Origin of the sequence: Effusibacillus lacus (genome assembly GCF_002335525.1) — a bacterium.
GTDB classification, from domain to species: Bacteria; Bacillota; Bacilli; order Tumebacillales; family Effusibacillaceae; genus Effusibacillus; species Effusibacillus lacus.
Genome location: NZ_BDUF01000121.1, coordinates 1 through 19,173, shown reverse-complemented (window position 1 = coordinate 19,173; position 19,173 = coordinate 1). Strand labels below are relative to the sequence as shown.

The window sequence follows — 19,173 nt, the reverse complement described above, 5'->3', positions numbered from 1 at the left end:
AAAGGCTTGCAATCTATTACCATAAGTAAAGTTCAGTTCTGGCAAGTGTATGGCAAAGGAGCAGTCAGGCATGAATGAGATCCGACCCGGCACCCTGCCTCTGTTGAGCATCGTGGTGCCCTGTTACAACGAAGAAGAGGTGCTTCCCGAAACGGTCAAACGGTTGACGAACGTGCTGGATAACCTGATCGGGGAACGGTTGATCTCCGGAGCCAGCCGCGTCCTGTTTGTGGATGACGGCAGCCGGGACGAAACCTGGAATCTGATTGAAGTTTTCAACATGACGAACAAATACGTAACCGGACTCAAACTGGCCCGCAATGCCGGGCACCAGAATGCCCTGTGGGCAGGCCTGATGAAAGCCAGGAAGCAGTCGGACATTGTGATTTCGATTGATGCGGATCTCCAGGACGATGTAGACGCCATTCGGGAGATGGTGCTTCGCTTCCATGAAGGTTATGAAGTGGTGTACGGGGTCCGCAAGAGCCGGGGAACGGATACTTTCTTCAAACGGTTCACTGCCGAAGGCTTTTACAAACTGATGCAAAAAATGGGTGCCAACATTGTGTTCAATCATGCGGATTACCGGTTAATGAGCCGGCGGGCGCTGGACAACCTGGCCCGGTTCGAGGAAGTGAACCTCTTTTTGCGCGGGATCGTGCCGATGGTGGGGTTCAAATCTACCAGCGTTTACTATGACCGGCATGAAAGGTTTGCCGGTGAATCCAAATACCCGCTGAAAAAAATGCTGATGTTCGCATTCGACGGGATCACGTCTTTGTCTGTGACGCCGATCCGGCTGGTGACGCTTACCGGGTTTATCCTGTTTGTTGTCAGCATTGCGGCTGGCATCTATGCCATTGTCGACAAACTGGTGGGCAACCCCGTATCCGGCTGGGCTTCGCTGATGGTGTCCGTCTGGTTCATCGGCGGCATTCAGTTGATCAGTCTGGGTTTGATCGGCGAATACATCGGCAAGATATATAAAGAAACGAAACGCCGTCCGCGATATATTGTGGAAACGGAATTGGAGCCGCAAACCGTGGACAGGGAGGATCCCCGTGCGATTTCGACGCCTTGACAACAGTTTCACCCGTTTCCTGCTGGTGGGCGTTCTGAACACCATAGTGGGGCTGTGCGCCATGTATTTTTTTCTGAATCTGGCCGGGTTCAACTATTGGGCATCGACATTTCTCGGGAACTCCATCGGGGCCGTGGTCAGCTACGTGCTGAACAAGACCTTTACCTTCCGGCATAAGGGAACGGTTCGCAGCAGCGCCTGGAAGTTCGTGCTGGTGATCCTGGTCTGCTATGGCTTGTCCTATTGGACCAGTCTGCAGCTGTCCTCGCTGCTTCAGAACGCGCTCCCGCTCAGTCAGAAAGTGATTGAAAACATTGCGGTTCTGGTTGGAGCGGGCATCTATACTATCGCCAATTATCTTGGCAACAAGTTTTTTGCCTTTCGGCACCCGGGAGAGGAAGTATGAGGTTGCGAAATCGCTTGGATCTGAAAGTGATTGGCTTTCTTCTGATTCTGTTTCTAGTGAACAAGATCCTGATACTGGCCCCCGCTTTCTGGGCGACCAAACAGCACCTGGCAGGCATGGGGGCGCTTGACTCGCTGAAGTTTCTGCTCTTCAACAACTTCTTCAAATGGGATTCCGGTTGGTACGCCCGCATTGCGGAACAGGGATATGATCCGAAAAGTTCCGCTTTTTTTCCTTTGTATCCGTTCCTTATAGCGATGGTGCGGCAATTGCTGGATGTCACGTCCGCTACGGCCGGGGTGCTCGTCTCCAATGTCGCCTTTTTCCTGATGCTTTATGTGGTCTATCATTTGATTCGAATCGATTACGAAGAGAGGGACACCCGGCGGATTCTTTGGCTGTTCTGCCTGTATCCCACATCGTACTATTTTTCTGCTGTGTATACCGAGTCCCTGTATCTGCTGCTGATGGCACTCACCCTGTACTGCATCCGTATCGGCAATTGGGCCGGGGCAGGCATCAGCGGATTTGTCACGAGCATTACACGCAACACCGGTGTGTTTTTGACGATTCCATATGCGCTGGAGTATTTTAAGATTCGAACCTGGGGGGACATCCTGCCTTTCCTGCGAAGGGGCTTTGGCAATCTGGGGCAGGCCAATCCAGGGCGGAAAAGATGGAAAGGGTTCCTGTGGGTGTTTGTCATTCCCCTTTCGTTCTTTCTGTACATGGGGTATCTGGGCTGCCGGTTTGGGGATCCCTTTGCCTTCTCCCATGCCCAGGCGCAATTCGGGCGCGGATTCCTCAATCCCTTTGCGACAATTGTTCAGGGATATCAGATGCTGGTCAATCACTTGACCGCTCAGCCTCTGAACTGGCTGTGGATGTACTTTTTTACCGAGTTTTTCTTTGTCACGTTGACCTTGGTGGTGCTGCTGGTCACTGTCCGCAAACTGAGGCTCTCTTACTGGGTGATCATCCTGTATGCGTTCCTGATCCCGCTGACCGCACCTGCGACAGGCCGGGTGGTGGATTACTTTGTCAGCTATTCCCGCTATTCGCTGGTGATCTTCCCGCTCTACCTGGGAATCTATGAGTTGGTCAAGGGAAACCGGCTCTTCTATTACGCCACCAATCTGGTGTTTGCTGTGCTGCTTGTGATTCTGGTCTACAACTGGTCGCTGGACCGGTGGGTAGCGTAAGAAAGGAGAAAGTTGATGAAAGGAACAACGAAATTTGCCATCGGCGGGTTGTTGGCAGCGCTTGCGGTCGCAGGCGTTGTCTACGGCAGCCGTCTTTATACAGAGAAGGAAGAGAAGAAGAATCTTGTGTCCCCGGAACAGACGGTACAGGCTCGATCCATCAGCCGCGGGGAATTGCTTGAGTTTGAAGATCGGGCGCTGGTCTTCAGCAACGGCCCCGAGTTTGCCCATTATCCGGGCATCCTGTGCCGGGTGGACAACGCGACGTCAAACAACGGCAAAGTCCGTTTGCTTTACAGCCACTTGAACCTGTTGACCGATCCGGCCAATCCGGAAGAAAATGTTCCGGGCAAGATCGGGTTTGTCATGGTGAACAATACCGGGCGCACCATTGATGTGATGTGGGAACGGAAAGCTCTGGTGCGCAATATCGACGAGCACGGGAAACCGCTGGTCAAGGCAAATCCGGCCCCGCTCAATCCCGAAACGGGAACCCAAACCGACTACGGCGCTCTGATCGGGCTGGAACTGCTCAAGAAGTGGTTTGATTCCGGCAATGGCAAAGACCGGCAGCTGCTGGTGACCCTCCAACCCGGCCAAAAGCACTTCATCCATGAAGTGGCGGGCAAGCGGGGCTGGAGCATGGGCATGTTTGACCTGGTGCTGGTCGACCATGAGACGAAGAAGCCCATTGTCCGCAACGATCTAAAGGAAAAAGAAGGGTTTGGGATTCAGGTGTTTGCCGCGCATAAAGACGCGGACCTGGAGCAGTTCTATGCAAACTCGCAAACGGAGAAGTCCATCATGCCTGCGGAGGATGTGATCAACAAGACTAATTTCCACCACCGCGGCTTCTTCCTTCCGGGCGTGTATCCCACCGCCCCGCAAGGGGAAGGGATCACCCGGAAGAAGACCATCACCTACGATCCGCAAAAAGACGGTCCGGTGCACATGCAGGTTCACAATCCATGGAGATATCAGCATGAGGACCCAAACAAGCCCTTCTACAATCCGGAAATGTTCTTAAACGACACCATCAAAAGCGGGATTGACGAATACGGTGTCAAAGAAGTGGATGGCAAGCGAGTCGTTGAGAAGATGAACGGCCAGGTGAACGGGGAGTACGGGGCGGACTATATCTTTACCCTAAAGCTGAAAGGCCCGACCCATGTGGCGATCCAGGCGGCCGGGTGGAATACCAAGCCGGACCAGAAGGCTCCCGTTGACGTGTACGACCAGTATTTCGCTTACCAGTGGGACGGCAAGACGGAAACTGTGAATATCAAGGATCCGCATTTCGAGGATTACTACAAAGACTTCTCGAAACTGAGCCCGCCGGGGCTGACCAAGATCATCAAGACGGTGGATCCGGCCAAAGACGGGGAGGAGCACACTCTCCACATCATGATCATCCCCAACGGCTACGGTCCCTTCCGGATCCACTTGATTCCGGCCGCCGACTCAAAATAATTCAGCCATTCCCATAGAGACAGGGGTGCCTGTCTCTTTTTTTCTATTTGTTAAACAAAATTGTGGGTGGACTTGAAACCAATAGAGGATCTTAACTCAACTGGTTGGCGGGACTAGGTTTACATAATATTTCTATTGTTGAAATAAGGCTGATTGTCAGCCTTATTTTTGATTTTTTGATTGTCACTTCAAGAATAGAACTGATTTTCAGCCTTATTCGGGTGAGTTTCGTGGTGCACAAGCAAGAACTAGCATATAGGACTGAAAAACAGTCCTATTTCCGGGAGTTCCTTTGAATTGACAAAATAAGACTGAAATTCAGTCCTATTTTTTCATCCATCAGATCTTTGCCCATTACATAATCGTCATTTACCATCACCCCTATTTTCAATATTGGCAATGCTCATTGCCCAGAAATAGACCGATTCAGACAAAGGAAACCGCCTCTTGATGTCGAAATCCTTTAGGAGCCGTATTCCGCATTCCCGCTAAGGGAGTGGCGACGGGCGAGTGGAAAGGAGAAACGACATCTATGCAGAAACGAGCCTGGCATAAAAAGATGGCGGCAGCAGTTTTGGCACTCGGGCTGGTGGTCCCGGCGGGGGCCCTGTCGGCGCCGGTTGCAGTATTGGCGGAGGAGCCCGCCTCCACCCCGCAGCAGAACTCTCCCAATTCGCATGAGATCACTTTGTATCAAGTGTTTGAGTCTTTGCGCGAGCTGCATTGGCCCAAAGTGGACGACGATAAACTGGTCCACGGCGCCGTGCAGGGCATGCTTGAAGTTCTGAACGATCCGTATACGGAGTACTTCACAGCCAATGAATATCAAAACTTTGTCAACTCCATCAATCAGAAATATGCAGGGATCGGGGCGCGTATGTCCCAGGACGACCAGGGCTTCCTGGTGGAAGAAGTGTTTGCATCGTCGCCGGCGGAAGCGGCCGGCATCAAAAAGGGGGATCGGGTTCTCGCAGTAAACGGCACCGATGTAACGGGGAAACAGCTGCAGGAGGTGACCGGCATGCTTCGCGGCGAAGCGGGCACCTCCGTAACGGTGACCCTCAGACGACAGGGCCAGGCACCCTTCAGCGTCACCGTCACCCGGCAGCAGATCCAGCTTCCTACGCTGCAATCTTCGCTGCTGGATGAAGATACCGGGTACATTCGCATCTTGTCCTTCAGCGAGAACGCAGATTCTGAATTTGACAAGGCGCTGGCCGATCTGCAGGAAAAAGGAATCAGATCGCTGGTGCTGGATGTCCGCGGGAACGGCGGCGGGATCATGGGTCCAGCCCTGAACATCGCCGACCGGTTCCTGAAAAATGGGACGCTGCTGGAGATCCGATACCGCAACGGCTCCCAGAAATACAATGCAGACAGCGAAGGCGTGGATCTGCCTCTGGTGGTTCTGGTTGATGAGGAGAGCGCCAGTGCGTCCGAACTGTTGGCGGGTACACTGCAGGCTCACAAGCGGGCGAAACTGGTGGGCAGCCAAAGCTTCGGCAAGGGTGTCTTGCAGCGTACGGAAAACCTGGCAAACGGGTACACCCTGAAATTTACCGTGGGACAATTTTATTTTGCGGACGGCACCTCGCCGCAGGCCACCGGTCTCAAACCGGACGTGCCCGTAAAGCTCCAACAATTGCAGGTTCCGGCTGCTTTGCGGACCCTGTATCCGGACAGGGAACGCAGCGTGACCTTTGACCTGGCCAACCAAAAGACCTATGTGGACCGGATCGAGATCACCGATCAGAAGACCGTCGATAAAAACGGAACAAAATATTTGCCGCTCCGTCTGGTTGCCGAGGCTCTCGGTTCGGAAGTGGTTTGGGACGGGAGCCAGCAGTCGATTTCCTTCCAGTATGGCGGACGTGCAGTAAAGCTGCATGTACCCACCGGAAAGTTTCTTGTTAACGATGAGGACAAAGCCTACCAAGAGCCGTTCTTTGTGGAATCGGGAGTGACCTACGTGTCCCTGGAGGCGTTGAAAGAAGCATTCAAATCCGCCCAGTGGCAAATCGGCAGTGAAAAAATCGTGGTCAAGGGTATCTAACCGGTTGATCCGATAGCCCCGTTTATGCGGGGCTTTTTCTTTCTATCTGGCATTATGGTCCAAAATATGCTATATATTGGCGGATAGATAGTACGGATACAGGAGCTTAGTCAGAGAAAGGGTTGAACTGAATGCGGCGAAGCAAGCATCCTGTACTTTGGAGCCTCGCATGGGCGGGTCTGTTCGTGTTTCTCCTGTTGAACTTGCCCGGCCTCCTGGTGGGGGGGCAAACTTCGCTTACACGTGAAGAGGCGTCGCAGCGGGCGGCCCATTTTTTATCGGAGCAAGGCATTTCCGTCACCGGCAAAATCGAAACGGTTCTCTACACGGGCGACCCGGACATGGAAGCCTATCTGAAACGGCATGGACTGATGGAATCCTTTGAACGGAACCTGCAGCGGTCACGCCCATTGGCCTATTGGGAAGTCAGCTTCTTTGAACCTGACGGGGCTTTCTATGCGGTTTCCATTGATGAAGTGAGCGGCAGGGTACTGGGCTATCAATTGAAAGGTACGCGCAAACAGGAAAAACCGCTGTTGAATGAACGAGAAGCGCTGGAAGTGGCACAGGGAGAACTTTTGCGACGGAACGTAGACCCGGGGGAACTTGAGCTTGTTACGCAGGTTCCTGAAATCCCGGAAAAGGGTGAGGACGGTACCAGGCCTTTTGATTACCGTTACCGCTGGCTGAATACTGTCTGGGATGTCGGGAAGTCCAGTTATGCATACGTTGTGGAGATTACTGACAACCGGGTAACGGGCTTTCGAACGGAATTTGCCGTTCCCGGTGAAGATCTCGATTGGCTGGAGCAGCAGCGGAGTTTCGGTTTGCTGCTAACCGGGATCAGCTTGCTTGGCATGCTGCTGCTGGTGATTCTGTCGCTTGTTGTGGCATTTGTCTATCCGAAGCGGGAAGTGGATTGGCAAAGGGGGCTGATGATCGGGATCCTGCTGCTCGGCATCACTTTGCTGACCAATCTGAACGAGTGGCCTGTTTTTCTGGCCAATTTGAGCTCGTATTCCGACTTCTCACAGGAGTTGATCTTGTGGGGGACAGCTTTCTCGGTTACCGGCATTGCGGTTCTGTCCAGCGTCAGCACCTATGCCACTACAGTGGCGGGTGCCGTGCTGCAGCGCAATCTCTGGCCCGGCAAATGGTTGAGGTGGGGAGACGCCGATTGGCCGGAACGGATAAGGGCCGCCGTCTTTCGCGGGTATCTGTTGGCATTTGTTTGGCTCGGAGTGCAGGGGATTTTTTACTGGGTGTCCGAAAGGTATTTCGGGGTTTGGGAAGAGAGCGATTTTACCATGACGCCCTGGAACTTCCTGGTGCCCGGACTCTTCCCGCTGCTTGCCTGGATTGCAGGCATCGGGGAAGAGATTACTTTCCGGCTGCTGGGAATCGGTCTGGTGAAGCGATATCTGAGAAGCACATTCCTGGCTCTGCTGCTGCCCGCAATGGTGTGGGCGCTCGGACATTCGTTGTACCCGGTGCATCCCTTTTATACCCGGTTTATTGAACTGACGCTGCTGGGCATGCTGATCGGCTGGTGCTTCCTGCGGTACGATTTGGAGACCGTTATCTTTGCCCATGTGATCTTTGATACGGTGCTGATGTGTCTGCCGCTCCTGTTTGGCGGGACATGGAGCGACCAACTGCTGGCCATTGGCTGGCTGATCTTGCCCGCAACCATTGGCAGATATGCACGTTGGCTGCAGCCTGGTTCAATCCGGCTCTCCGGAACCTAAAGGTCAACAAACAAGCAATCGGTCTGCGGGCTCTACCGATTGCGTTTTTTGCTGGTCAATCATTCTGATAAAAAATTTTTTTCGGAATCAGAAGGAATATTAAAACTAGAATCGAATATAGAGTAATGTAACCGATTACAATAACAAATCGATCAGATCCACGTCGATTGTTATTCATTTTCTTACGAATGAAAGGGTTTACAAAGATGGTGAGGATAAAAGACGTAGCCAGATTGGCAAATGTGTCTACCGCTACAGTGTCGCGGGTTTTAAGCAATGCCGATAACGTAACAGAAGAAACAAAAGAAAAAGTGTTAAACGCAATACAAGAACTGAACTACTCACCCAATATCCTGGGCAGATACCTTCGCAAGATGGAAACACAAACGATCCTCGTGGTGGTGCCCGATATTACAAACACATTCTTCTCCAAGATTTTGCGGGGAATTGAGTCGATAGCGGTTCAAAACGGCTATCAAGTGCTGTTGGCGGATACCCAAAACAATGTTCGCCAGGAAGTCGAGTATTTGAATCTGCTGCGGCAAAAGCGGGTGGACGGAATGATTCTGTTGACGGCCCGCATGGATCGGAGTCTCGTTGAGGAGATAGCGGAAGAATATCCGGTTGTCCTTGCGTGTGAATATCTGGAAGGCTCCAGGTTACCCACTGTCTCGATCGACAACGTCAGCAGCGCCCGAAAGGCGACCGAGCATTTAATCAAGCTTGGCCACAGAAGGATCGCGCACATTTCCGGTCCGATGGATATTATTTTGAGTCGTGACCGCCTAAGAGGATATCAACAAGCGATGGCTCAGTATGAATTGAAGTTCGATCCGGTGCTGATTCAGGAAGGCGATTTTAGTTATGAAATCGGTTACAACATGGCGATGAAATATCTTGCTTTGGAAAATCTCCCAACCGCAATTTTTGCTGCAAATGACGAAATGGCTATTGGAGCGATGAAAGCCATAAGGGAACATTCGCTGAATGTTCCCGATGATATAGCCGTTATGGGGTTCGATAATATCAAGATTTCATCGATTGTTGAACCCGCATTAACGACTATCGCCCAGCCGATGTATGAAATCGGCACCACGTCGATGGAGATTCTTCTAAAACTGATTAACGGAGAAGATTTAAAGAAGCGACAGTTTGTGCTTGAGGATCAGTTGATAATACGGGAATCATGCGGAGGTAAAGTAAGGTTTTAAAACATTGACCAATGTAATGGATTACATCAAGGGGGTGAAAAAGTCCGTTCCAAGATTTGGTGAAATATTAACTGCAAATGGGCAGGCGAATAAAAAACTTTATCATAGGAGGTTTTTCGGGATGAAATTAGGTTATCAGACAAATACCTGGGGAGGAGTGGTTGGCCATCCAGCAGGAGTAACATCTGTGAAAGATTTGTACTATCTGGCAAATGGTTCAACAGAACAAGCGTTGGCGGACATCTCAGCGGCAGGATACAAAGGGTTTGAAATTTTTGACGGCAACTTGATGCAGTACATGGATCGGAAAAATGATTTTCGCGGCCTTATGAAAGCGCATTCTTTGGAATTAATAGCGGTCTATTCGGGAGCTAATTTCATTTATCCGGACATTCTGGAAGAAGAACTAGGGAAGATTGAAACGGTCGCTGCATTTGCCTCCGAAATGGGAGCTCAACACCTTGTGGTAGGCGGAGGGGCTATCCGGGCTAAAGGAATATTGGAGGAAGACTACAAAGCTTTGGGAGACGCACTAAATAAAGTGGTCGCGATTGCGGAAAAAAACTCTTTGATTCCAAGTTATCATCCACATCTGGGAACTATCGTGCAGTCCCCGGAACAATTGGATAAATTGATGCCTTTGACTGACATTCATCTTTGTCCTGACACCGCACATCTTGAGGCGGGAGGCGGAAATCCGGCTGAAATCATGAAAAAATACGCAGATCGCATAAGGTATGTTCATTTCAAAGATTACGCCGCAGGAGAATTCTTGCCCTTAGGAAAAGGGAAACAGAACTTTCATGAGATGATTCAGGTGTTGAGGGAAAAGAACTATCAGGGTTGGATTACCGTGGAATTGGACAGCTATGAGGATCCAAAGAAAGGTGCGCAAATCAGCAAAGACTATTTGCAATCGAATTTTCAACTGGTCTAAGTTGGCTTCAATTGATTTCTTGGCGTATTTAAACGCTTGGAAATATAACATTTTTCAAAATAAGGGGGTCAGTTTTATGAAAGTAAAAAAAACCTTTGCATTACTTTTCAGTTCTGCATTGGTTGCCGGCTTAATGGCAGGATGCGGCGGCAACCAAACTCAGGAAACAAAAGCTCCGGCTGCCAAAACGGCAGAAAGCGGCGGGCCAATTACTGTTAACCAAGAGCTTCCGGATAGCGAAATCCTCAGCAAGGGTCCGCACGGTGAATCGGCTGTATCCGCCAAGACGTTAAAGTTGACCGAAGAAGACATCAAGAAAATAAAAGAAAAGAAATACAAAGCAGCTCTTGTTATGCATTATGCGGGTAACGACTGGTCAACCGCTCAGGTTGAGGGCCTCAAAACAACGTTTACTAAGATGGGAATTGAAGTTGTAGCTGTTACGGACGCTCAATTTAAAGCCGAAAAGCAGGTTGCTGATATTGAAACTGTACTGGCAAAGAAGCCGGACATTATTGTGAGTATCCCGGTAGACCCTGTTTCAACGGCAAGCGCTTATAAGAAAGCGGCTGAGCAAGGCGTGAAATTGGTGTTTATGGACAATACGCCAAAGGACTTAACGCATGGCAAGGATTACGTCAGCGTGGTTTCGGCCGACAACTATGGAAACGGTGTGGAAGCAGCAAAGATCATGGCCGAAAAACTTGGCGGCAAGGGGAAAGTGGGAGTTATCTTCCACGACGCAGACTTCTTTGTAACCAAACAAAGAACCGACGCTTTTGAGAAAACAATCAAGGAAAAATACCCCGATATTCAAATCGTCGCTCGTGGAGGCATTACCGGACCGAATGACGGAGAAAAAGTTGCTGCGGCCATGCTGACTAAGAATCCGGATCTCAATGGGATTTTTGTTGTATGGGACGTACCGGCGGAAGGTGCGCTTGCAGCTGCCCGCACAGCGGGACGTAACGATTTGATTATTACAACAATTGACCTGGGTACCAATGTAGCATTGGATATTGCGCAAGGTGGACCCATTAAAGGACTTGGAGCCCAACTCCCCTATGATCAGGGTGTCGCAGAAGCTATTCTTGCAGGGTACGCTTTGCTCGGCAAAGAAGCTCCGGCCTATGTAGCGGTTCCGGCATTGAAAGTAACCAAGGACAACATTCTGAAGGCTTGGCAAATGGTCTATCACCAGGATGCGCCAAAGGATATTCAGAATGCTGCAAAATAATAGGAATTGATCGATTTATGAACACATTGCCGGGATTCCCGGTTGAACAATGTCGGGAATCCTGGCTGAGGAGGCAAAAGTCTATGAAAAAATTAAACGTGGGAATGATTGGTGCAGGGTTTATGGGAAAGGCACATTCGCTCGCTTATGCGGGGATGCCGATGTTTTTCTGGCCGGCGCCGGCTATTCCGCATCGTAAAATGATTGCGGATGTAACTGAAGAAGCGGCTAGAGATGCAGCTGCCCGTTTCGGTTACGACGGCTATACTTCCGACTGGAGAAAAGTGGTCGAGAATCCGGAGATTGATATTATTGATATCGCAACTCCGAATGATTCCCACGCGGAAATAGCAATAGCCGCAGCAAAAGCGGGGAAACATGTTATTTCGGAAAAACCGCTTGCGCGAAACGCCGCAGAAGCGAAGGCAATGCTTGATGCTGTAAAAGAAGCGGGCGTCAAACATATGGTGGCATTCAATTATCGTCGTACTCCGGCTGTGGCTCTGGCTAAAAAGTACATTGAAGAAGGAGCTGTCGGCAAAATTCTGAATTTCCGTGGAACCTATCTGCAAGATTGGTCTGCGGATCCCAATTCTCCTCTGTCCTGGCGTTTTCAAAAAAGCATCGCGGGCTCCGGGGCACTCGGTGATATTGGAACACACGTCATTGATTTCGCCCGCTATTTGGTTGGAGAAATCACGGATGTAATGGCTACAACCCAAACCTGGATCCCGGAGCGTCCGGTTCAATCCGACGGGGTAGATAAGCTGGGAACCGTGAAGGCATCTCAGGACGTTCCGAAAAAACCGGTCGACGTGGATGATGAGTTCACTACACTGGTGAAATTCGAAAACGGAGCAGTGGGAAGCATTGAAGCAACCCGTAATGCTTGGGGACGCAACAACTTCTTAACATTTGAAATTCACGGAGAAAAAGGTTCTCTCTACTTTAATTATGAACGACGCGATGAACTGCAAGTCTGTTTTGCGGATGATCCCGTAGATCGCCGCGGGTTCAGAACCGTTTACACCGGTCCGGCACATCCGTATGGTGAAGGTTTATGGCCTATTCCGGCATTGGGAATCGGTTACGGTGAAACGAAGATTATTGAGGTTTATGATTTCTTTAAGGCAATTGTAAACGACACAGATGTATCGCCGAACTTCTATGATGGCTATCAAATTGCTGTTATCACGGACGCGATTTTGGAATCGGCCGGGAAAAACGCTTGGGTCAAAATTGAAAAGTAAAGCAGATAAACTGAATGGGGCCATACCGACTCACGGTGGCCCTGTTTAGGTAAATTAAAGGATGATATACCATGGAAAAACCGGTACTGAAGATGTCTCAAATCTCAAAGTCTTTTAACGGAATCAAGGTGCTTGACAAAGTGGATTTTGAATTGCGAAGCGGGGAAGTCCATGCCTTGATGGGAGGCAACGGGGCCGGCAAGTCGACATTGATGAAAATTTTGACCGGCGTATACGAACTTGATGAAGGAGAAATTACGATCAATGGTTCCCGGGTAACAATTAAACAACCAAGCGACGCTAAAGAAAATGGAATATCGATGATTTTCCAGGAGTTTAGCCTGATACCCACCCTGACCGTAGCTCAAAACATCTTTCTCAGCCGGGAACCCAAAAACAAATTTGGTTTGATTGACGACCAGGAATGTCTTCGTCTAACAGAAGAACTTCTGATCGAACTGAACGTCAATATTGACCCCAATACCCCGGTTGAGCAGCTTGGCGTGGGATACTGGCAAATGACGGAAATTGCCAAGGCTCTTTCGCAAGATACGAAGATTCTCATCATGGATGAGCCTACTTCGTCTCTCACGAAAAACGAAACTGAAGTATTGTTTCAAATGATCAACAAATTAAAAGATAAAGGAATTGCCATTATTTATATTTCACATCGTATGGACGAGATTTTTCGGATATGTGAACGAATTACAATTTTACGCGACGGAAAACGTGTCATTACCGCGGCCTGCAGTGAGTTAAGTTTGGAAAGTGTCATCCAACATATTGTTGGGGGGAATTTGGAACACGCCTTTGAATGGAAAGACCGCAATTACCAAAGAAATCAAGAGCCTATTCTCCAGGTAAGAGACCTGGTATCCGGGCAAAGGGTGAACGGAGTAAGCTTTGATTTATACCGGGGAGAGATTCTCGGAATTGCAGGATTGATGGGAAGCGGACGATCCGAAACGGTTCGCGCTTTATTCGGGATCGATCCGATCGACGGCGGAGAAATTGTGATCAATGGGCGGCAACAATCGATAAAAAAACCTCAAGACGCCATAAAAGCTGGTATCGCACTGGTTCCCGAGGATCGAAGAATGCAGGGATTAATCCTCGATCACAGTTTAAAAGACAATACCCTTTTGCCGATTTTGTCCAGTGTGAAAAAAGGCCCGTTTATCGATGAACAAAAAGCAAATCAGATAGCCCAAGAGTTTGTTCAACGACTCAACATCAAGACGGACAGTATTTTCAAGACCTCCCGCTTGTTGTCAGGAGGAAATCAGCAAAAAATCGTATTGGCCAAGTGGTTGGCCACTTCTCCTGATATTTTAATTTTGGACGAACCAACCATTGGGGTAGACATTGGGGCCAAAACCGAGATTATCGAAATCATCCGCTCATTGGCGGACAGCGGAAAAGCAATTATCGTGATCTCCTCGGAACTTCCGGAACTCCTTGCGCTAAGTGACCGGGTAATCGTGTTGCACGGGGGAAAAGTGACAAAGGAAATGTATCGGAGAGAGATCAGGTCGGAGGAGGCGCTGCAGCATGCAATCCAAGGTTTCTAGGGCTTCAGAACCTGTACAGGGCAAAAATCCTTTACAAAATTTTGATTGGAAAAGATACATCGTTTATATTGCGTTTGTCGGTGTATTCATTTACTTCTCAATAAGTCTTTATGACGAAGGGTTTCTATCTGCCAACAATCTTCTGAATATTGTAAGACAAACCGCCGTGATCGCGATTATGGGTGTAGCGATGACATTCGTTATTGCGGCGGCCGAAATCGATCTCTCTGTCGGTTCCATTGCGGCACTTTCTTCCTTAACCACAGCACTGGCCATGAAAGCGGGATTCGGTATGGCAGGAGGAATTGTGGCAGGATTGGGAACCGGGGCTGTTATAGGATTGATTAACGGACTGCTTGTAACAAGAGTTGCGATCCCGTCCTTTCTTGTTACGTTGGGAATGATGGGGATAGCCAAAGGGTTCGCGATGTGGATTACCAATACAGCACCGGTGCCGATTTTAAATAAAACTTATAACTTTGTTTTCGGTTCCGGTGATATCGGTCCTATCCCTGTGTTGCTTGTTTGGACGTTACTGGTAGCGGCAATCGGTCACATCTTGCTCCGAAAAACGGCATTTGGACGCCAAACGCTCGCAACTGGCGGTAATGAAAGTGCTGCAAGGTTTTCCGGTGTGAATACCGCCAGAATTAAACTTTTGGTCCTGGTGGGTTCGGGGATATTGGCGGGTCTGGCCGGTATGTTGTACGCAGGCCGTCTGCAAGCGGGACGATTTACGCTCGGTGAGGGAGACGAATTGTCTGTTATCGCTGCCGTAATCCTGGGCGGAACCAGTTTGTTTGGCGGAATGGGTACTGTGATAGGTACTGTGTTTGGGGCTTTGATGATCGGTATGATCAATAACGGTTTGATCATTATGGGGCTCGATGTGAGTCAACAAATGGTGGTAAAAGGTTTGATTATTATCTTGGCAGTTGCCTTCGGTCGCCGGACCATCAAGAGATAAATAGCAAAGCGACAAATAGTTTATGCCAGAATGGTAGGGGACATGGATGAACAAAGTAAAAGCAGGAATGATCGGAACGGGATTTTCCGCCACATCCCAATTGGAACAGTTACGACGTCTCAATCATGTTGAGGTGGTCGCCATCGCTGCCAGCAGCAAAGAGAAAGCGCTGGAAAAAGCCAACCAGTTTGGCATACGAAAAGCGTATGGTGATTATAACGAATTGATCAACGATCCCGAAGTCGAGGTGATCCACAACTGCACGCCGAATCATCTCCACTTCCCTATTAACAAGGCCGTGTTGTTGGCGGGAAAACACCTGTTATCGGAAAAGCCGCTGGCAATGAACAGTGACGAATCAGCCGAATTAAACGAATTGGCCAAAAAGAGTTCGGGCGTCAGCGGAGTCTGTTTTAACTACCGCCACTATCCCCTTGTTGCGCAGGCCAGGGAAGCTGTTGCCGGCGGTGAATATGGAAAGCCGAATCTGGTCTACGGCGGGTACGTTCAGGACTGGCTGTTGTACGACACTGATTATAACTGGCGCTTGAATCCCGAACACAATGGGGCTTCCCGGGCGATTGCCGATATCGGATCGCATTGGTGCGACACGGTTCAGCATGTGCTGGGGAAAAAGATTGTGGAAGTGTTTGCCGATTTGAAAACCGTGCATCCTGTTCGGCGCAAGCCCAAAGACCATTTGACCACGTTTTCGACAAGCAAAGAAGCGGAACGGGTAGATGTCAAGATCACAACGGAAGATTACGGGAGTGTTCTGGTTCATTTTGAAGATGGTGTTCACGGAGTGTTCACTGTATCACAGGTAAGTGCCGGTCGCAAAAATCGATTGTATTTCGAAATTGCGGCAGAAAAAGCAACATTGGCCTGGGATCAGGAAGAACCCAACCGACTCTGGATCGGTCAGCGTGACGAGCCGAACCGGGAACTCGTGAGAGATGCTTCGCTTCTGTCGCCGCAAGCCGCCAAACTCGTTCATTATCCTGGCGGACACCAGGAAGGTTGGCCGGACGGGTTAAAGAATCTTTTTCTTGATTTTTACGGAGCGGTGATGAGAAGGAAGACAGGTACCGAACAGGAAACGGTTTCTTCTTTTGCTACTTTTGACGATGGACACCGCATTATGCGATTAATAGATGCTATTTTGGAGAGCCACCGCGCTAAGAAGTGGATTCAGATCTATTAGGAGGACACAAAATGAAGCTTGGGGTTTTTACGGTTTTATATCAAGATCTGCCGTTTGAACGGATGCTCGATAAGGTTGCCGAAATGGGAGTGGAAACCGTAGAATTGGGTACCGGCAATTATCCGGGCAACAAACATTGCGATCCGGATATATTATTGGAAGATGCGGCGAAATTGACAGCTTTCAAGAAAGCGGTGGAAAGCAGAGGATTAAGTATCAGCGGATTAAGCTGTCACGGAAATCCGATGCACCCGGATCGGGAATTTGCCAGGCAATCGCATGAAACTTGGCGAAAAACGGTTCTCCTGGCCGAACGGTTGGAAATTCCCGTTGTTAACGGCTTTGCCGGATGTCCAGGTGATCATCCGGGAGCAAAGTATCCCAACTGGGTTACCTGTTCCTGGCCGCCGGAATACCTGGAGGTTCTCAAATGGCAGTGGGATGAGGTTGTAGTTCCTTATTGGCAGGAAGAAGCAAAGTTCGCAGAATCCCATGGAATCCGGCAAATTGCGTTTGAGATGCATCCCGGATTTGTAGTGTACAATCCGGAAACATTGCTGAAATTACGGGACAAAGTAGGCCCCAGCATCGGGGCGAATTTTGATCCGAGCCACCTCTTGTGGCAGGGAATCGATCCGGTGGAAGCCGTAAAGAAACTGGGGCGTGAAAAAGCGATTTTTCATGTGCATGCCAAGGACACCTATCTCGACCAGGCAAACATCCGCGTCAATGGGGTGCTCGATACGAAACATTACAGCCAAATTCTGGATCGTTCGTGGGTTTTCCGGACCGTCGGATATGGCCAGAACGAGAAAATGTGGCGGGATCTTACGAGTGCGCTTCGCTCTGTCGGTTATGATTACGTTCTCTCAATAGAACACGAAGATATGCTGGCCTCCATTGACGAAGGGCTGTCGAAAGCGATCGGCTTCCTGCAAGGGCTGCTGTTCAAGGAAGACATGCCGGAGATGTGGTGGGCCTAATATGGTGAGCCTGGCCCTTTTCCAGACCCGCGGTGATTAACGCGGGTCTTTTTAAGTTGGAAGCGGCCGGGAAATGTTGTATATTGTTGAGGAGTGAAGCTGCACGGGAGGTTCCATGAATACAACCAAAAGCCAGACGTTTGTAAAAGGCGCGGCCGCGTTGGCGCTGGCCGGCATGATCTCGAAAGTGCTTGGAGTCGTTTATGTAGTACCGCTGCAAAACATGATCGGAAGCTACGGGATGGGGCTGTATCAAATCGCCTACAACCTGTACATCATAATCCTTTATCTGGCGCTGGCTGGATTCCCTCTGGCTCTTTCCAAAGCAATTGCGGAACATACGGTCCATGGGGATTATGACGGGGCGGACCAGATCTTTAAGATCTCCTTGCGCTTAATGGCTGCCACGGGGATTACCGCCTTTTTTCTCATGTTTTTCGGTGCCCCTTATTTTGCGGTTTTTTTCGGGGATTCGAACTCGGAGTTGGCAATTCGCGCTTTATCCTTTGCCATCCTTGTGGTACCGCTAATGGCCGCATTTCGCGGATATCTGCAGGGCTATCAAAACATGACCCCCTCCGGAATTTCCCAGGTTGTGGAGCAATTTGTCCGGGTGGCCGCCATCCTTATAGGAACCTTTTTTGTCCTCAAATGGGGCTATGATGTCTCGTTCGGGGCTGCAACGGCAACCTTTGGCGGTATGGTGGGGGCCTTGGCCAGCCTTCTGTTTGTTGGTTACTCTGTTATGAAAATGCGGCGGGGCTTTCGGCATAAATTGACAGGCAGGAAAGTGGACAACCGTTGGCCGATGCTGCGCAAGCTGATTGCTTATGCAATCCCCATATCCCTTGGCACGTTGGTGCTGCCCATCGCGCAGCTTGTTGACAACGCGACGGTTATAAACCTTTTGAAGTGGATCGGCGTAGGCCAGAAAGAAGCCACTGAATCCTTCGGAATCCTGACCAATGACGGCTATCGCCTGATCCAGCTGCCCGTCACGCTGGCCACGGCCATTGGCACCTCGCTCCTGCCCGCCATCACCGAGGCGGTCAGCAGTCGAAACGAACGACTCATGCAGGAAAGGATCAACATCTCGTTCCGATTGATCAGTTTGACCATTCTTCCTGCTACGGCAATCCTGTTCGTCTTGGCGGACCCGATCGACATGATGCTGTTCCGCCATACGGAAGGCGCCAATGTCATGCGGATCGTGTCGTTTATGGGCATCCTCATGTCCTTTGAAATTCTGACCACCTACATGCTGCAGGGAATCGGATTGATGTATCTGCCGGTCCGCAACATGCTGATCGGTACCGGGCTCAAATTTCTGCTCAATCTCTCCCTGATCCCCCTGCTGGGGATTGAGGGGGCTGCCCTGTCGGCGTCACTGGCCTACTTGCTGTCGTCATGGCTGAACATGCGGAGTGTGTTTCGATACACCGGCGTTCGGGTGCATCTGGGGTTGATGCTGACAAGGCCTCTGGCTGCCACCTTCTTGATGGGATTGTTCCTTTGGGGAAGCCATTTGCTGTTTGTGACAATATTTCAGGATGCGATTCGTTCCGCCCGTTTGCTGGCAACTTTGGAACTGGCCTTAATCTTGCCGTTGGGAGCCGTTTTTTATGGGGTCATGACACTCGTCATGGGAAGCGTCTCCCAGCAAGAGATCTCTTACATCCCCAAAATCGGTCCACGCTTAAACCGGCTCCTTGAACGGTATCCGTGGCTGATCAGACAGTGATTTTATTTATTAACAATAAGGAGCTATTCCTGTAATGAATTAAATTGTGGTTTGCAAAAGAAAGAGCGCCTCCTGTATGCTGGGTCTCGGAATGGAGCACATTCACTGCCCT

15 protein-coding genes are annotated in these 19,173 nt (G+C 50.0%); all 15 read left to right on the top strand.

The features are described from left to right. The first annotated feature begins 70 nt into the window (after positions 1-70). Positions 71-1,081, top strand: a complete 1,011-nt coding sequence (locus tag EFBL_RS19755; protein ID WP_096184405.1) for a glycosyltransferase family 2 protein — start codon at positions 71-73, stop codon at positions 1,079-1,081. Next, positions 1,062-1,487 (top strand): GtrA family protein, encoded by a 426-nt coding sequence (locus EFBL_RS19750; RefSeq protein ID WP_096184403.1) that lies wholly within the window; start codon positions 1,062-1,064, stop codon positions 1,485-1,487. Before EFBL_RS19755 ends, EFBL_RS19750 begins: the two co-directional genes overlap by 20 nt. Next, positions 1,484-2,689 carry a mannosyltransferase family protein gene (locus EFBL_RS19745; RefSeq protein WP_096184401.1) on the top strand — a complete coding sequence of 402 codons (1,206 nt, stop codon included), beginning with the start codon at positions 1,484-1,486 and terminating at the stop codon, positions 2,687-2,689. Before EFBL_RS19750 ends, EFBL_RS19745 begins: the two co-directional genes overlap by 4 nt. A gap of 15 nt (positions 2,690-2,704) precedes the next feature. Next, positions 2,705-4,159, top strand: a complete 1,455-nt coding sequence (locus tag EFBL_RS19740) for a hypothetical protein (RefSeq protein WP_096184399.1) — start codon at positions 2,705-2,707, stop codon at positions 4,157-4,159. Positions 4,160-4,691: 532 nt separating this feature from the next. After that, positions 4,692-6,212 carry a S41 family peptidase gene (locus tag EFBL_RS19735; protein ID WP_096184397.1) on the top strand — a complete coding sequence of 507 codons (1,521 nt, stop codon included), beginning with the start codon at positions 4,692-4,694 and terminating at the stop codon, positions 6,210-6,212. A 131-nt stretch (positions 6,213-6,343) separates the two neighbouring features. Beyond that, positions 6,344-7,960 (top strand): CPBP family glutamic-type intramembrane protease, encoded by a 1,617-nt coding sequence (locus tag EFBL_RS19730; RefSeq protein ID WP_096184394.1) that lies wholly within the window; start codon positions 6,344-6,346, stop codon positions 7,958-7,960. 206 nt (positions 7,961-8,166) lie between these two features. Next, on the top strand, positions 8,167-9,171 hold the full coding sequence (locus tag EFBL_RS19725; protein ID WP_096184392.1) for a LacI family DNA-binding transcriptional regulator: 1,005 nt from the start codon (positions 8,167-8,169) through the stop codon (positions 9,169-9,171). 121 nt (positions 9,172-9,292) lie between these two features. Further along, positions 9,293-10,108, top strand: coding sequence for a sugar phosphate isomerase/epimerase family protein (locus tag EFBL_RS19720; RefSeq protein WP_096184389.1), 816 nt, complete (start codon positions 9,293-9,295; stop codon positions 10,106-10,108). 76 nt (positions 10,109-10,184) lie between these two features. Then, on the top strand, positions 10,185-11,345 hold the full coding sequence (locus EFBL_RS19715; protein ID WP_096184387.1) for a substrate-binding domain-containing protein: 1,161 nt from the start codon (positions 10,185-10,187) through the stop codon (positions 11,343-11,345). A gap of 83 nt (positions 11,346-11,428) precedes the next feature. After that, complete coding sequence (locus EFBL_RS19710) at positions 11,429-12,595, top strand: levoglucosan dehydrogenase (RefSeq protein ID WP_096184385.1); 1,167 nt, start codon at positions 11,429-11,431, stop codon at positions 12,593-12,595. Between the two features lie 71 nt (positions 12,596-12,666). Further along, complete coding sequence (locus EFBL_RS19705) at positions 12,667-14,166, top strand: sugar ABC transporter ATP-binding protein (RefSeq protein ID WP_096184383.1); 1,500 nt, start codon at positions 12,667-12,669, stop codon at positions 14,164-14,166. Then, the gene (locus tag EFBL_RS19700; RefSeq protein WP_096184381.1) at positions 14,147-15,133 is read left to right on the top strand and encodes an ABC transporter permease; all 987 of its coding nucleotides are present in this window, start codon (positions 14,147-14,149) and stop codon (positions 15,131-15,133) included. Before EFBL_RS19705 ends, EFBL_RS19700 begins: the two co-directional genes overlap by 20 nt. A 46-nt stretch (positions 15,134-15,179) precedes the next feature. Next, the gene (locus EFBL_RS19695; protein ID WP_096184379.1) at positions 15,180-16,337 is read left to right on the top strand and encodes a Gfo/Idh/MocA family protein; all 1,158 of its coding nucleotides are present in this window, start codon (positions 15,180-15,182) and stop codon (positions 16,335-16,337) included. Positions 16,338-16,348: 11 nt separating this feature from the next. Continuing rightward, entirely contained in the window at positions 16,349-17,320 is a 972-nt protein-coding gene (locus tag EFBL_RS19690) for a sugar phosphate isomerase/epimerase family protein (protein ID WP_096184377.1), read from the top strand. A 115-nt stretch (positions 17,321-17,435) separates the two neighbouring features. Further along, the gene (locus EFBL_RS19685) at positions 17,436-19,061 is read left to right on the top strand and encodes a putative polysaccharide biosynthesis protein (protein WP_096184375.1); all 1,626 of its coding nucleotides are present in this window, start codon (positions 17,436-17,438) and stop codon (positions 19,059-19,061) included. Positions 19,062-19,173 lie beyond the last annotated feature (112 nt).

Bases quoted from the DNA above. Each gene is read 5' to 3' on its own strand.
- EFBL_RS19705 (WP_096184383.1), top strand. From the start codon at position 12,667: ATGGAAAAACCGGTACTGAAGATGTCTCAAATCTCAAAGTCTTTTAAC.
- EFBL_RS19720 (WP_096184389.1), top strand. From the start codon at position 9,293: ATGAAATTAGGTTATCAGACAAATACCTGGGGAGGAGTGGTTGGCCAT.
- EFBL_RS19730 (WP_096184394.1), top strand. From the start codon at position 6,344: ATGCGGCGAAGCAAGCATCCTGTACTTTGGAGCCTCGCATGGGCGGGT.
- EFBL_RS19700 (WP_096184381.1), top strand. From the start codon at position 14,147: ATGCAATCCAAGGTTTCTAGGGCTTCAGAACCTGTACAGGGCAAAAAT.
- EFBL_RS19735 (WP_096184397.1), top strand. From the start codon at position 4,692: ATGCAGAAACGAGCCTGGCATAAAAAGATGGCGGCAGCAGTTTTGGCA.
- EFBL_RS19695 (WP_096184379.1), top strand. From the start codon at position 15,180: ATGAACAAAGTAAAAGCAGGAATGATCGGAACGGGATTTTCCGCCACA.
- EFBL_RS19685 (WP_096184375.1), top strand. From the start codon at position 17,436: ATGAATACAACCAAAAGCCAGACGTTTGTAAAAGGCGCGGCCGCGTTG.
- EFBL_RS19725 (WP_096184392.1), top strand. From the start codon at position 8,167: ATGGTGAGGATAAAAGACGTAGCCAGATTGGCAAATGTGTCTACCGCT.
- EFBL_RS19715 (WP_096184387.1), top strand. From the start codon at position 10,185: ATGAAAGTAAAAAAAACCTTTGCATTACTTTTCAGTTCTGCATTGGTT.
- EFBL_RS19740 (WP_096184399.1), top strand. From the start codon at position 2,705: ATGAAAGGAACAACGAAATTTGCCATCGGCGGGTTGTTGGCAGCGCTT.
- EFBL_RS19755 (WP_096184405.1), top strand. From the start codon at position 71: ATGAATGAGATCCGACCCGGCACCCTGCCTCTGTTGAGCATCGTGGTG.
- EFBL_RS19690 (WP_096184377.1), top strand. From the start codon at position 16,349: ATGAAGCTTGGGGTTTTTACGGTTTTATATCAAGATCTGCCGTTTGAA.
- EFBL_RS19745 (WP_096184401.1), top strand. From the start codon at position 1,484: ATGAGGTTGCGAAATCGCTTGGATCTGAAAGTGATTGGCTTTCTTCTG.
- EFBL_RS19710 (WP_096184385.1), top strand. From the start codon at position 11,429: ATGAAAAAATTAAACGTGGGAATGATTGGTGCAGGGTTTATGGGAAAG.